The sequence below is a fragment of the Prevotella sp. AM23-5 genome (genome assembly GCF_003473645.1).
In the GTDB taxonomy this organism is placed as follows: Bacteria; Bacteroidota; Bacteroidia; order Bacteroidales; family Bacteroidaceae; genus Prevotella; species Prevotella copri_A.
This window is the reverse complement of record NZ_QUCG01000011.1, coordinates 33,664-49,085: the sequence shown is the minus strand read 5'-3', so window position 1 is coordinate 49,085 and position 15,422 is coordinate 33,664. Positions and strand designations below refer to the sequence as shown.

Below are 15,422 nucleotides of genomic sequence, written 5' to 3'. Positions count from 1 at the left end.
TTTAATGCTGCAAAATTACGAAAAAATAATCATAATGACTTTATAGAATGTTTCAAAAACTTTATTAAGTTTATCTTACTCCCCAAACTTCCACCAATCCAATACGATAGTCTTATCTTCATCAATCATAAAGTTCATACCAACCTTTTCCACGTTTTTGCCTTTTAGGGCAAAAGCATCAGCATAATGCTTGTTGTTGATTTGATCAAGAGCCTCTTGTGCCGACTTATTAAATTTCAGTTCTATCACATAGATGGTATCCTTTGTTTCCATCGTAATGTCTGTTCTTCCCCGGAAAGTATGCTGTTCCACCAATATACGGAAATTCGTAAGCAGGGCAAAGATGATATACATTGTCTGCTGATAATGCCCCTCATAATCGGTATTATCGCAATAAGGTACCGTCTCCCAGAACGTTTTCAATAGCTGAAGAGCACCATCCATATTACCCTTATTGATAAGAGCCGACATCTTGGCCACGGTCGTATTGCACATTGCAGACTTTGCCGCCAAATAATGCGGCAACATACTGCGATACAAACCTATCCTCACCTCTTTGTTAGGCAGAGCCAAGGTATAGAGTTCCGTTTCCGGATCATAATTCTTGATTGTGATATAACCACTCTGATAAAGCAAAGGCATAATAGTAGTCATCGTCTCAGTGGCTGCATCGAAATCATCCTTTGATGCATCCATCTGTTCACCCAGGTCAATCGGTGTAAAGTCATATTTCCGCATCATATTAAGGAGATAGGTAGGAGTGCCTGAGCCAAACCAATAGGAATCAACCTTTCGCTTTGAAAAGCAAGTGAGCAAGCTATATGGATTGAATATGGCAGAAGAAGGCCAAGCGAAATGATAGCCATCATAATTTTCCTTCAACTTTTCCAAAGTTTTATCATACGACAAGCCCAACACATCTGCCATCTGCTGAATATCTTCATGCATTTCTGTCACAAGTTCCTCCTTGGTAATGCCGCAAATGCCAGCATATTCTGTATCCATACTCACATTTGTGATATTATTGAGTTCACTGAAGATACTAAGTTGCGAGAACTTTGTGATGCCTGTCAAGAAGACGAAACGCAGCATTCGGTCGCTATCCTTTAGGGGACTATAGAAATTGCGCATCACCTCTCTCAATATATCCAAGCTAGTATCTTCATGCACCACATCAAGCAAAGGAGCATCGTATTCATCGATGAGCACAACGACCTTCTGCCCAGTCTGCTCATATACCGTTTTTATTAAATTAAGCATACGGACATTCGGGTCAGGAGAATCATTGACGATGCCAAATTTTTCTTCATTTACCTTTAATATATATAAGAGATAGCACACCAATTGGTCTTTCTCCATGTGCTTTCCACCTGCCAAACTAAAATGAAGCACAGGATATTCCGTCCAATCTTTTTCTAGCTTTTCGATGGCAAGCCCCTTAAAGAGTTCCTTCTTTCCCTCGAAGTAACTCTCAAAAGTCGAAACCAAAAGAGATTTGCCAAAACGACGTGGACGATTCAAGAAGAAATACTTTCCACTCGTATGAGTCATACGATAAATGAACTCCGTCTTATCTACATAGAGAAAGTCCTCCTCTCGAATCTCAGAGAAGGTCTGCATGCCTATTGGATATAACTTCGTTGCCATATTATCAACTATTTACCATTAACGTTGGCAAAGATAAGCAAAAATCCCGAAACCGCCAAGCGATTTCGGGATTTATTCTGTATTGAACTGTGTATCCAATACCTTGAAGGGAATTTTATCACTCTATCAACGTCTATCAAAGAGTTTATAGGATGTAACAAGTAAGAAGAGGATGCGTCATAAAATGAGATGAGGTGTTTTGGTTAAATCTCCAAACTTTTTGGGAGTTTTTCATCTTTTATAGGTACCGATCGCTTACGTGAAAAAGTTTTTTAGCGAAAAAAGTCTCATAGTCTCATTTTTGTTTGAAAAATATGGCTTAAGCACTTGTTATATAAAGAATTAGCAACAATGAGACTTCTCTGTTTTAGCGCCGAGAAGTCTCATTGATGTATCATAGAAGTATCATTGACTGCACTTTTAGCTAATGCGTCTACTATTTCAGTTTTATGAAATTGATAGTGTCTACCTTTCTAGTTTATAAAGTAAAAAAGTGTCTATTGAAATCAGGAAAAGTCAGTTCATCAGATGATCCCCCTATGCCCTTCGGTTGGTCTGCCTGTGCCCGTTACACGGGCATCCGTAGCCCACCAAGTGGGCATCGACAGCCCCTGTGCTGGGCAACCACTGCCCATAACGCGGGCAACGAGTGCCCAAACATCGGACTCATTTTTGGGCAATATTCTTTTGATTCTTTGCGATATTTAAAATGCATTTTTGCGATGCTTAAAATGACTTTTTCTGATGTTTAAACTGGCTTTTCGCATACATTATATTATCTTTAATGATACTTCTATGATTTTTAATGATACTTCTATGATACTTCTTTCTACTTTTTGCAAGAAGTCTCATTAGTTATAAATATCTTTATATCAACAATATAACGTGATATTTGCGGCTAAAAATGAGACTATGAGACTTTTTTTCTAAAAAAATTATACGTGTGCGAAAAGAAGGATTAAGTGCACTGAGCAGAGTGCAATTTCGTATTTAATTTGTATATTTGCACCCATAAAGAACAATATGGATGCTCTATTGATTGAGAATCCTTGATTACAGAAAGAGGGTGTGTCAAAAGTCCAAGACACACCCTCTTTTCATATTTACTCAGCTCCTTGATGATTTTCTCAAGTTACTTAATATTCAATAGAAACATCCAGTTTCTTCAAATCCTTATCAGCCGAACTGCTGCCGTAATAAACCTCATACTTTCCTGCCTTGGCACGGACGGTATTGGTTGCAGCATCAAAGAGTTCGAAAATCCTGCTATCCAGCGTGATGACAGCCTCAGCAGTCTTTCCTGCCTTCACCTCCACTCTTTCGAAAGCCTTCAAGCTCTTCAATGGTCCTTCGGTATCGGCAGGATCCTTCACATACACCTGTACCACCTCGGTTCCATCTTTCTTGCCAACATTACTTACAGGCACCTTCAAGGTAATCTTTTCACCCTTCTTCAAGATAGAGTTAGAAAGTGTAGCATCGCCAATACGGAAAGAAGTGTAGCTTAAACCATATCCGAATGGAAAGAGCGCATCGTTCATATAACGATAGGTTCTGCCCTTCATGCTGTAATCCTTGAAATCAGGCAACTGCTCAGAATTCTTATAGAACGTAATAGGCAACTTGCCGGCAGGATTATACTCCCCGAAGAGTACACGAGCCACTGCCTCTCCACCTTCCTGACCAGGATACCAGGCCTGGAGAATGGCATCGCAACTCTCTGTCTCTGGAGTCAAGGCGATAGCCGAACCCGAACAGTTGACAAAGACAACCTTTTTGCCCGCCTCCTTCAAAGCCTTCAGGAAATTGCGCTGAACCTTAGGCAATTCGATGTTGGTGCGGTCACCACCCTTGAAGCCAGAAATCTCGATAGGCATTTCCTCACCTTCCAACTGTGGAGAGATGCCACCTACGAAGACTACTGTCTCGCAATCCTTCAACTGCTTGAGCGAAGCCTGATAGTCGATAGGATTCTCATGCCCGATATTGAACTTCATGTCCGCATTATAGTTAGGCATCTCGTGATAGCGAATCTCTATCTTATACTCCTTGCCCTTCTCGGCTTGGAACTCGATACGACTCTCGGTAGTGCGCCAGATAGAATGCTCTGCCTTCTTCTCACCATTCAGATAAACCTCGTAGTGACCGCAACCAGCCACGTCGAGCAACACCTTGTCTGTCTGCTTAGGACGGAACACGGTTTCATATTTTGCAGAGAAGCCCACCAGCTTCACATTAGGAGCGAAGGAGTGCTGACCATAGGTCGTTACCTGCACAGGATTCTTCTCCTGGGTGATGACAACAGGCTTGCCTTCCATCTTGCGATTGTTCCAGAAAGTGCCCTTAAAGCCCATCTTGCCATCCATGCTACACTGGTCGAAGTAAGAATTCAAAACTTGGTCGTTCACCAAGTCGCATCCATTAAAGGTGACAACCTGGTTTTTCTTCAAACGACTTCTGATACCATCCAGGATGGTAATTGTCTGTCGTGGAGTACCATTATAGTTTCCCCACATCATCGGTTCGTTATCCACATTTGGTCCGATGAAAGCAATCTTCTTTACCTTTTTATCGAGAGGCAATACCTCATTCTTGTTTTGGAGCAGCGTCATGGTCTGCAGAGCCATATCGAGCGAGAGCTGGCGATGCGCCTTGCTGCAAAGCACAGATACTGGAATCTTCGACCATGATACTATCTTGTTGTCATCCATCTCACCCAAGTCGAAACGACCTTCGAGCAGACGAATTACATGCTTATCAACTTCTTCTTCAGTCAGGGCACCATACTTCACAGCCTCAGGCACCGATTTATATACATAATTAAATCCACATTCTACATCGGTTCCAGCCAATACGCCCTTAGCTGCTGCATTTCTGGCATTGCTCGAAACCTTATGATTCTCCCAGAAATCAGTAACAGCACCACAGTCGGAAACTACCAGGTACTTGAATCCCCACTCATCCCTGAGAATCTGCTGCAAAAGGCGGGTGTTGCCACAACAAGGCTCATCATCCCAACGCTGATAGGCACACATCACCTCACGCACCTTGGCATCCTGCACCAGTGATTTGAAGGCTGGCATATAAGTTTCCCAAAGGTCGCGCGGTGTAACATCGGTAATATTGTCTGTATGGCGAGCCCATTCAGGTCCGCTATGAATTGCATAGTGCTTGGCACAAGCCCAGAGTTTGCGGTATTTCGTATCTTCAGGTCCCTGCAATCCGCGCACCACGGCACATCCCATCCTACTGGTAAGATAAGGATCCTCACCATAGGTTTCCTGTCCACGTCCCCAGCGAGGATCACGGAAGATATTCACGTTTGGAGTCCAGACAGAGAGGGCATGGAAACGGGTTACATCTCCTCCCTTCTGCTGCAGTTCATTCCATTTGGCACGCATCTCATCAGATGTTGCATCAAAGACTCTATACACCATTCTGTCGTTAAACGAAGCAGCCATTCCGATAGGTTCCGGAAAGACGGTTACATCTCCCATGTTCGCCACACCATGCAGTGCTTCGCTCCACCACTGGAATCTCTTGATTCCCAATCGCGGAATAGCCGGCGAATCATCCAGCATCAGAGAAGCTTTCTCTTCCAAAGTGAGACGACCACATAAATCTACCGCTCTCTCATGAGCCGAGAGGGCTGGATTCTGATAAGGAAACTGCTGTGCAGAAGCATTGCCGGATGACATAGTCAGCACAAACATCAAAGCTGCGTATATAACTTTCTTGTTCATTGTAATTACTATTAAGCTATTAGCATATTAAATTGGGATTCATCATGAATTTATTGTTGTCTGAAATTCCATTTAGAATTATCGCTGTTGAAATCGAAGGGAGCCAGACCTGGGGTACAGTCGCCGAGTGAAACCAATGCCAGTTTCTCTTCTGTGCCTGGCACTGCCTTTGGCATGATGCGATAGGTGCCATCGGTAAGCTGCTCGATGCGCCAAAGCTGGGCATCTTCACCCGTAAACTCAGGTTTGGCAATGACATCATGCTGAGTGGTTGCAGTAAGATAGCGGGTAGTGCCTTCTATGCAGATCTTATAATAAGGACCACCCAGATAACCACCCTTTCCGGCAGGCATGATACTCCACTTCTGATGAGGACGGAACATGTAATCGTTCATTCTTACCTTCACCTCGTCCTTAGGCCATTCTGCCTCTACCTCCTTCAAGGTCTGAGGCTCGATATTCTTCAGAGGCTTGGTCGGCTTGATCCAGAAAGGTTCGATATCACGTTGCATTCTCACGAAATCTACGGCAATCTCCAGGGCATAGCCTCTTCGTTCCGATTCTATCTCGTAGGTTCCGGCATGAAATTCATCACCAGCCACAGGCCAGTCGTTCTTCCACAACAAAGGACGGATAGCCAACACGCTTCGTCCTCCCTGTCTGAAATCAGACTCATAGTGGAACGACATCTTTTCCACACCTTCTTCCTCAATATAGCGTCCGAAGTGACCGGGACCCGTCTTCAGATTATTGGCTGCAATCACCATCTTTCCACCGCCCTGCAACATCTCTCTGCCCACATTATCTACGTATGGACCGGTTATCTTTCGCGAACGTCCCACCACGATATTGTAGGTAGAATTAGGACCATCGCAACAAGTGCCATGAGTGCCGAGAAGATAATACCAGCCGTTGCGGTAAATCAAATCAGTAGCTTCGCAATCGATGGCGATATTGACGGGTTCGTTGCCTTCCATCCGCTTACCCGTCTTCGGGTCGAGTTCTACCAGACGGATAAATCCGAAATAGGTACCATAACTGAGCCAGAGTCTGCCGGTAGTAGGGTCGAGCAACAAGCCCGCATCAATGGCATCACAGTCTTCATCATCTAAGGATGAGGCTACCACCACCGGTTCAGTATATTTGAAATCAGGCGATTTCGGATCGAGACTTTTGTTCCACATTGTCAGGACATCACCGCGATGACTGCCCCCCAATCCACCACCCGTAGCACTGTAGGCTACAAGATAACGGTCGCCAATCTTCAACACATCAGGAGCCGCTCCTCTGCCGGGACGAACAGCACCACCCTGCCAGGTCCAGCCATCCTCCGACCAGATTCCACCTTCACCCGTTCCAAAGGTATAATACTTTCCATCACATAGGGCAATGGTAGAAGGATCATGAATGAAAGGTTCGCCAACCTGGGCTTCTGCCTCGTAAGCAGATGAAGACAACAAGGCAACCAAAGCAGCGGCATAAAGTTTCTGCTGAACAGCAATCGGGCTAAAATATCTGAAAAATATATTGTTCTGTTTCATAACTTTCTTTATTGATTGCACTACTTCACTTGAATAGACAGGTTTCTGACAGGCTTGCCCTGTCCGTCGATGAATCGAACACAGAAGTCACTCATACCAGGACCATTGATTACCGCACCACGAAGGATATTTCTACCTTTCTTCAAGGTAAGCTTCTTAGAAACCACATCATCGCGAACCATCCTTCGGTCGCCTTCGAGCATCACCGCCTCCTCACCATTGAGCCACCACATGGAAGCACCATTCGAGCCAACAGACAAGCGGACGTCTTTCATCTCCTCAGGGCAATCGATAACGGTAACCACCCAGAACAAGACACCATACTTGGGCTTCTTAAATGAAGTAGCGAAACGGAAGAGCTTCACATTAAACAGTTTACTATCCAGCGCATGCCATTTCAGTTTTTCCTTGCCCACCTTCACGACGGCTCCATCCTTAGGAACTGTTTCCATCTGTTTAGGGAAATACTGCGTATGGAATATCTCCTTCAGATAAGAATCAGTAAAAACGACATTGCTCTTGACCGGCATAGAGATTGGCTCCAAGAGCAACCATCTCTGAATAAAGCCAGCCGCATTAGGCATGACAGCCTGCTTGCCGACTGGTCCGAAATAAGGATTGATGTCTGCAGGTAATTCCTTATTTTGGGCATCCGCAGAGGAATGCCCAAAAAGGAATACACATAAACAAAACAATCTAACTATTTTATTGAAAAAGTTGTTCATAGACTATTCTTTTTATTTTTGAGGTTCGATAATCTGATAACGGCCACTCAGATGCATGAAGGCGAAGAGGCGCAACAGTCCGTCGTAGTAGCCATCGAAGAAGCCTGCTTTATCTGGCTCATGCTTGGCATTCCAGAAATGACTGACGAATTCCCTGCCCTTCACATGATTGCTGACCAATGAAGCCGCAGCCGAAGTGGCAACAAAACCGATGGAATGGCGGAGTGCCTTAGGAGCCGTACCTGCCGGCAGAATATCTTCTACCATTGTGCCATCTACATTATACTGGTCCAGGAAAGAATCAATGCCCTGACTATACAGGAAGTTCTGCAGCGTATTGGCATATTTCTGCTGCCACTCCTTATCCTTACAAGCCCAGGAATAATCGAGCGCTATGTTCATAGGCACTCGCCATGAGTCATAACGGAAAGCATCACCCAGCAACTGACCGGTCTTCATCAGACTGCCATCATAGTTGCAATAGTCCGGGTTCAAGCCCGTCTTCTCATTGATGCACTTATGCAGGAACTCACGGCTTTTCTCAGCACACTCCTTCCAGAACTGAGAACGTCCATCGTTAGCCCATTTAGCCCAAACCTCGTAAAAGGCAGGGAGATGGTAAGAAGGATCGGTAAACTTCCCACCCCAATGATCGGGCGTAAAGGTGATGAGCTGATGTTCGAGATTGATGAGCGGAGCTGTGCGGTCCATTCCCGCCTTCTGCATGCTGCTATCCAGAATATTCTGCGCTTCCTTCAGATAGTTGATGCCCGTATCATTGCCCCATCGGTTGGATGCAAAGATGAGCGAAGTTACGAAATAGAGTTCACCATCCGATGCGGCTCCCTGCGCATTTCTCGCTCCATCAGTCTTGCAGCTCCATGCGAAATAGCCCTTATAAGGCCCTTCCTGATGCTGCATGTATCTTTTGCTCCATCGCCAGAGGCGGTCGAAGATATCCTTCTTATCAAACTGCACGGCAGCCATCATTCCATACGACATGCCCTCGGTTCTCACATCACTGTTCTTCACATCGCTGACATATCCCATGGAATCGCCTACTTCGAAATAAACCTTGTTCTTACCATAGAATACATCATTGAATACTTCGTTTACCTTCCTGTCAATATCAGCCTGCTTATAGCCCATTTCGGCAAAGAGATTGCGATACTGATGAGTTTCGAAAGCTCCCTTTTCCCAAGGCAACGCATCAAAGCCCAGCCAGTCTACCTCAATATCGGCTCCACTCTGCAAGGATACATGGAGAGCATGAACGCCCTGAGGAGCATGGAGCACCTGGGCACGGACATTCTTCCAGCCTGCCGATTTCGGAATCTTCACCTTAGCGATGATATTACCCTTCTTGCCATCGGCTCTGACTACGAGCACACCGCCCTTTGAAGACTTGGCACGAACGGTGATTTCTTCCACCTTCTCGTTACCGAAATCCACCTTATTATATATAAGAGCAGTATTCGATTTAGAGAAGAGAGTCTTCCATCCGGCAAAACAATTGTTTTTATCCAGATATTCAATACCGATACCCTTGCCTTGCAGCGCAGAATAACGGTCAATCTGAATATGCGAACGTGCCTTCGTCAATCCCACACCTCTTAGTGTAGGTATCACCTTCTGTATCGTTCCGTCAGGATTGAAGTTCAGAGAGTCGATTCGCACCGAGCGGTTCTTGTCAAACTTAGGCGAATAATCATTATGATGATAGAAGAGATACCACTGTCCCTGATATTCCACGATGCTATGATGATTGGTCCAGCACTTCGTAGGCGACTCATCCATGATGATGCCCTTGAACGTGAAAGGTCCCATCGGATGGTCAGCCATGGCATAAGCCAGCGTTTCGGTTCCATCCTTTTCACGTACCCAAGGGAAGGTGAAATAATATTTGCCGTTACGTTCGAAGGCAAACGGTCCTTCCTTGAATCCCTCAGGCAACCCCTCTACCTGTTTTGGTTCCGAGGCAAGTTCCGTCATGTTTGGTTTCAGCTTAGCCATGTGCAAACCAGCTCCAGCCCAGTAGAGATAAGCCTGTCCGTCTTTATCTATCAACACGCAAGGGTCTATACCATGAACCCCCTCTATGGGTTTCCACATCGGCATAAATGGTCCTTCCGGATGGCCGGCAACAGCCACACCTATTCCGAATCCCTTCTCCTCCCCTTTCGGAGCGGCAGGGAAATAGAAGTAATATTTTCCATCTTTCTCTACACAGTCAGGAGCCCACATCGTATAACTGCCGTCCTGTACCCAAGGTACTTTGTCCTGCGAAACGATGACTCCATGATCCAGCCATTCAGTAAGATTGGTAGAAGAGAAAACGTGATAATCTGCCATGCAGAACCATTCCTTCAGTTTCTCGATAGGACTCGGAATATCATGAGAAGGATAAAGATATACCTTCCCGTTGAATACGCGAGCCGTAGGATCAGCAGAATACTGTCCGCTGATAATCGGGTTCTGAGCCGAAGCTCCTGTCGATAACGCCAGCATCAAGGCACACATCCATGTTTTCATATACAAATTCCTTTAAAGAAGAAAAAAGGGGGTGCTTCTTTTCAAAACACCCCCTAATTATCAAACTAACCTATAGTTCTTTAAACTTAAAACGTTTTATTTACAAAACAACTTCATTATTCCCAACCAGGATTCTGAACCAAGTTAGGGTTCATGTTCTTCACTGTTTGTGGATAAGGGAAGTAATCATGTTTTCCCTCTTGGTAACCAACTGTGAAACCTGCATCCTTTGCTGCATGAGAAGAAACTGTATAGAAGCGGCTATTTGCCTCTGTGCCATGCTCCCAGTGCACCTTCTCGTCAGAAGCCTGAGGTGCGCGGAACAACTTGTCAAAGAGGTGAGGTACATCAGAACCCGCATTCTTGATGCGATTGATGGCAGTGGCATCCTTCCATCTCTTGATGTCGAACCAACGACAACCTTCCATCCACAACTCGTATGATTTCTCCTTCTTGAGAACGTCCATATCTACTGAGGCACTGATGGTCTTGGAGCCTGCACGCTCCTGAATGGCATTAATATACTTCTTTGCCTCACCCTGATCGCCAGTCTGGAGACAAGCCTCGGCATAGTTCAAAAGAACCTCGGCATAACGCATCACGAGATAGTTGTTCAAGCGGATGTTGTCACCATATTTCTTACCATCTGAGTCAGCTGCACGCATCACAGTCTTGAATGCCAACCAAGTAGAGTTACCATAAAGTCCCTGAACCTGGTCCTTGATGCCCACTTCCTTGCTGGTTTTCTTCTGCTCTGGAGTCATTTTGTTTAACTTTTCCTTAGCATATTTCATATTATAAACGGCATCATCAATGTGCTTCAAGGTAGCCTTGAAACGATAAGAATCACCATCATTCTCATGGAACTCATCACCAAACCACTGAGGTACACCTAAGCCACCCCAACCATCGATACCACTATATACGGACTGTGGAGAAACCACGAAGTTACCAGCACGCCAGTTCATGGCATTAGACTCCATCCAGCTAGAACGCTGAATCATGCCACTCCACGCACCTTTACCTGCATTATACTCAAAGTTGATTTCGAAGACTTTCTCCTCGTCGCCATCACCCTCAATATGGAAGTTGTCCATATACTTGTCGCCTGGAACAAGGGCATACTTGCCAGAGTCGATAACCTTCTTGAGGGCAGTCTTAGCCTGTTCATACTTGCCAGCGAAGAGGTAAGCCTTACCAGCCAATGCATTAGCAAAGCCCTTGGTTACCTTTACAGCACCATCCTTGTCATCCTTGCTCTTGCGCTCATCAAGATCGGCCGCAGCTTCCTCACATTCAGAAGCAACCCACTCTATCAACTGTTCGTGGGTCATAGGATGCTCAGGATCCTTGTCGCTATTGAACGGAAGATCTTGAGCTGACAAAGAATGCAATACAAATGGTGGAGTGCCCCAGAAGTTTGCCAACAAGAAGTAGTCGTAAGCACGAAGCACACGAGCCTCAGCCACACAACGCTTCTTGACTGGTGTATCTGGATTAGCAAACTTGTTAATGACCAAGTTGCAAGTATACACCGAAGAATAGAGGCCTGAGTACATCAACTTTGGAACCAAGGCATCAGTATCATAGCGGAACTCATTGAGGCAACCAGCGTCCTCATGGTCTCCATAGTTACCACTGGCATAGTAAACATCATCACCACACATGTTCAAAATCAACTTGTGAGGAGTATAGATACCCATACTTCCCTGGAAGTCCGGCTGGCGCCCTACTACATTACACATAAAGCCTTCGTAGGCTGCCACCAAAGCAGCCTCTGCATCGGCATCAGTCTTATAGAACTGATCCTCCCAAGTAGCACCCTTCTGCTCAATATCGAGCTGACTCTCACAGGAAGTAAAAGATACTGATCCTGTCAACGCAAGGGCTAATATACTAGAATATAATAAATACTTTTTCATTTCTATATCATTTAAATAATTAGAATGTTACATTGATACCAAATACCATCTTCTTAGAAGTTGGATAAGTACCATTATCAAAACCACGAGACTGAGCACTGTTCATAGAAGCTGTCTCAGGGTCGGCTCCAGGATACTTGGTGATAGTGAAGAAGTCATCCAATGAGCAATATACACGTACACCGTTGATACCAATCTTGCTTGTGATAACACGTGGCAAAGTGTAACCCAGCTGAATCTGCTTGATCTTGAAGTAAGAGCCACTGAACACAGCTGCTGAAGAGCTGAAGAATGTCCAGTCGGTTGCCACCTTCTTCATATCAGGATACTTTGCGCCAGTATTGCCCTCTGTCCAAGAATTTTTCCAATATTCATCGATACCATTCAAGAGAGGACGGTCGGCAGATACCATCAAGTTATAAATCTTGTTGCCGGCTGCACCTGTACCAAAGACGGTCAAGTCGAAGCCCTTATACTCTGCATTGAGGGTGATACCATAAGTAAACTTAGGAATACCTACACCCAAATCCTGCTTATCGTTATCAGTTGGAGCGTTGGTGGTGTTACCATCCTTGTCATAATACAAAGCACTACCATCCTCAGCTACACCAGCATACTTATAACCACGGAAGTACCAAATGGAGTGACCTACCTCGAAGGTTGGCTTCAAACGGCTGTTGAATCCATCGATACCTATACCCTCGATACGGCTGATAAATGAAGTAAGATCCTTTACCTCATTCTTCAAGGTAGAACCGTTGAAAGACACAGAGTACTTGAAGTCATTGATATGATCCTTCCAACCTAACTCAAAGTCGAAACCTGTGTTGAGCACCTTACCTGAGTTGACTGTATATTTACTGACACCAATTTCAGGAAGAGGGTTGATTTCTACCAAGAGGTCCTTGGTGTTCTTGCGATACCAGTCGAGAGAGAATGTCAAGCGGTCGTTCAAGAAACGAGCATCAAGACCCAAGTCCACCTGCTCTGAAGTTTCCCATGTCAAATCTGGATTTGCCAAACCTGTTGGCTTAGAACCATAAGACAACTTACCATCACCGACAGATGGATTGTACTGATAGAAGCTCTGGTTCATGGCAATAGGAGAAGCATACTTGTAACCGCTCAATACATTGACGTTACCATTCTTACCCCAAGATCCACGAAGCTTCAAGAAGGAAACAGCATCACGGCTGATATGGTCCTTAAAGAACTTTTCGTTACTAATGCTCCAACCGGCAGAAACAGAAGGGAAGTTACCCCATCTAGCATCTTTTGAAAGCTTGGAAGAATCAAATGCATCACGACGGAAGTTGAACTGCAAGAAATAACGGTTGTCGTAGCTATAAGACAAACGACCGAAGTATGAAAGTTCTGTAGCGTCGTTAGGAGCATTGCCTACGCTCTTTGTAGCATCAGCGAGCAAATAGTCGATGTAACGATAGTTAGGAGCATAGTTTGAAAGAATATCCGTACCCTCAGATCCTATGGAAGCGTTGTCCCAATGGTTCTTGGTGAACGACATACCCACCATGGCTCCTACAGTATGCTTGCCAAATGTATTCAAATAGTTTGCAAAGTTCTCCCACTGATAGTAAAGACCATTGTTGGTACGAGCCTCAATCTTGTACTGTGAGGAGTTGGAGAGTGTATTGATGAAATATGGCTGCTCATAGTTGTGGTAGTTGCTCTGCGTGATGCGGTAACCCAAACGAGATGTATAGGTAAAGCCCTTGAATGGCTTGAGATTGGCAGCAACGGTACCACGTACATTGATACCCTGGTTGTAGGAGCCCACACGGTCGCGCTGTGCCAATGGGTTACCAGTAGCATCCTCTACATAGTGAGATGTACCATAGAAATCATTATTATGGTCAGCATCTCTCATCACAGGGGCGCCATTCTGATAAGCGTTATAAATATTGGTTGGCAACTTAGCAGGGTCGCTTACGTAGCAAGGTGTCAATGGATCTACAGAAACAACAGAGTTCAACACAGAACCATAACCTTTGTTCACACCCTTGGTCTTCCACTTCTCGAAAGAGGTGTTTGTCGAGATGTTCAACCACTTATATACATCGTAGTCTGCATTAATCTGACCTGTAAAACGCTTGTAAATATCCTTGTCTCCCTTGACGATACCATTGTTATTGAGGATATTCAAGTTGGCAAGGAAACGCCCCTTACCATTGCTAGCCTGGATGGTAAGGCTGTGCTGATGAGCCAAACTATTTTCAAAAGCTTCATCATACCAGTTGGTGTTCTCTCCATTGTATCCCTCAGCCTTCAACTTATCATCCGTCAAGTCGCCCAAGTACTTATGGTATGAAATATACTCCGGAGCATCGAAGAGTTTAGCCTTTCTACCAATAGACTGGATGGTAAACTTGCTGCTATAAGAAATCTCAGCCTTACCGCCATTGGCAGCACCACTCTTGGTAGTAATGATGACGACACCATTACCAGCCTGCGCACCATAGATGGCAGCAGAAGCGGCATCCTTCAATACCTCCATGCTCTGAATCATAGATGGATCAAGATACTGGATATTGTCAACCTTCAAACCATCAACAATGAGCAATGGACTGATATTTCCACTGTTAGAAGAATAACCACGCACACGGATATCGGCAGCCTCACCTGGACCACCCGAGTTGATGATCTGTACACCGGCAGCCTTACCCTGGAGGGCAGCACCAGCATCTGTTGTAGACAAGCCCTTGATGTCATCACTCTTGATAGATGCAACGGCGCCAGTCAAGTCGCTCTTTTTCTGAACACCATAACCGATAACCACAACGTCATCAATTACCTTGGCATCATCCTTTAATGAGATAGTAAGGGTTTTGCCCGCCTCTACCTTCACGGTCTTTGGTTCCATTCCTATATAAGTAATGGTTAATGTTGCGTTTGGCGCAGCATCAATGCTAAACTTACCATCCATATCGGTTACTGCACCCATTTTGCTACCATTTACCTTTACGGTTGCACCAATAACAGGTTCGCCACTTGGATCGGTTACTACTCCTTTTACAATACTCTGAGCCGACATTCCCGCTGGGAATAAACAGAGAAAGGATAGTAAAGCTAACGGCTTTTGAATCTTTCTTAAGTTCCTCATAAGAAAATAGGTTAAAATTTATATTTATTAATTGTTTTCTATCTTCATACTGACTTTTTGCTAATGCAGCATTTATTAACTAAGTCGCTGCAAAATTAATATTTTTTTTTATATACGAGTTTATTTTATGTATCAAATACTTTTCGACATATAATATTTATCTAAAAAGAAACAAATTGAAACAGAAAATA

Annotated in this window: 7 protein-coding genes; all 7 read right to left on the bottom strand. The window is 44.7% G+C overall.

Features of this window, described 5'->3' with window-relative positions; translation table 11 throughout:
• Nucleotides 1-75: 75 nt before the first annotated feature.
• Nucleotides 76-1,647, bottom strand: a complete 1,572-nt coding sequence (locus tag DW657_RS04445) for an ATP-binding protein (RefSeq protein WP_118311575.1) — start codon at nt 1,645-1,647, stop codon at nt 76-78.
• A gap of 1,136 nt (nt 1,648-2,783) precedes the next feature.
• Nucleotides 2,784-5,390 (bottom strand): xylan 1,4-beta-xylosidase, encoded by a 2,607-nt coding sequence (gene xyl3A, locus DW657_RS04435; RefSeq protein ID WP_118311573.1) that lies wholly within the window; start codon nt 5,388-5,390, stop codon nt 2,784-2,786.
• A 50-nt stretch (nt 5,391-5,440) separates the two neighbouring features.
• On the bottom strand, nt 5,441-6,931 hold the full coding sequence (locus tag DW657_RS04430; RefSeq protein WP_118311572.1) for a family 43 glycosylhydrolase: 1,491 nt from the start codon (nt 6,929-6,931) through the stop codon (nt 5,441-5,443).
• Nucleotides 6,932-6,951: 20 nt separating this feature from the next.
• Nucleotides 6,952-7,656 (bottom strand): acetylxylan esterase, encoded by a 705-nt coding sequence (locus DW657_RS04425; RefSeq protein WP_118311571.1) that lies wholly within the window; start codon nt 7,654-7,656, stop codon nt 6,952-6,954.
• 12 nt (nt 7,657-7,668) lie between these two features.
• Entirely contained in the window at nt 7,669-10,188 is a 2,520-nt protein-coding gene (locus DW657_RS04420) for a glycosyl hydrolase family 8 (protein ID WP_118311570.1), read from the bottom strand.
• Between the two features lie 116 nt (nt 10,189-10,304).
• Nucleotides 10,305-12,110, bottom strand: a complete 1,806-nt coding sequence (locus DW657_RS04415) for a RagB/SusD family nutrient uptake outer membrane protein (RefSeq protein ID WP_118311569.1) — start codon at nt 12,108-12,110, stop codon at nt 10,305-10,307.
• Between the two features lie 19 nt (nt 12,111-12,129).
• The gene (locus tag DW657_RS04410) at nt 12,130-15,162 is read right to left on the bottom strand and encodes a TonB-dependent receptor (RefSeq protein WP_118311568.1); all 3,033 of its coding nucleotides are present in this window, start codon (nt 15,160-15,162) and stop codon (nt 12,130-12,132) included.
• Between the last annotated feature and the right edge of the window lie 260 nt (nt 15,163-15,422).

Excerpts from the sequence above, each read along its gene's own strand:
- DW657_RS04445 (WP_118311575.1), bottom strand. The coding sequence starts at position 1,647 with ATGGCAACGAAGTTATATCCAATAGGCATGCAGACCTTCTCTGAGATT.
- xyl3A (WP_118311573.1), bottom strand. The coding sequence starts at position 5,390 with ATGAACAAGAAAGTTATATACGCAGCTTTGATGTTTGTGCTGACTATG.
- DW657_RS04430 (WP_118311572.1), bottom strand. The coding sequence starts at position 6,931 with ATGAAACAGAACAATATATTTTTCAGATATTTTAGCCCGATTGCTGTT.
- DW657_RS04425 (WP_118311571.1), bottom strand. The coding sequence starts at position 7,656 with ATGAACAACTTTTTCAATAAAATAGTTAGATTGTTTTGTTTATGTGTA.
- DW657_RS04420 (WP_118311570.1), bottom strand. The coding sequence starts at position 10,188 with ATGAAAACATGGATGTGTGCCTTGATGCTGGCGTTATCGACAGGAGCT.
- DW657_RS04415 (WP_118311569.1), bottom strand. The coding sequence starts at position 12,110 with ATGAAAAAGTATTTATTATATTCTAGTATATTAGCCCTTGCGTTGACA.
- DW657_RS04410 (WP_118311568.1), bottom strand. The coding sequence starts at position 15,162 with ATGTCGGCTCAGAGTATTGTAAAAGGAGTAGTAACCGATCCAAGTGGC.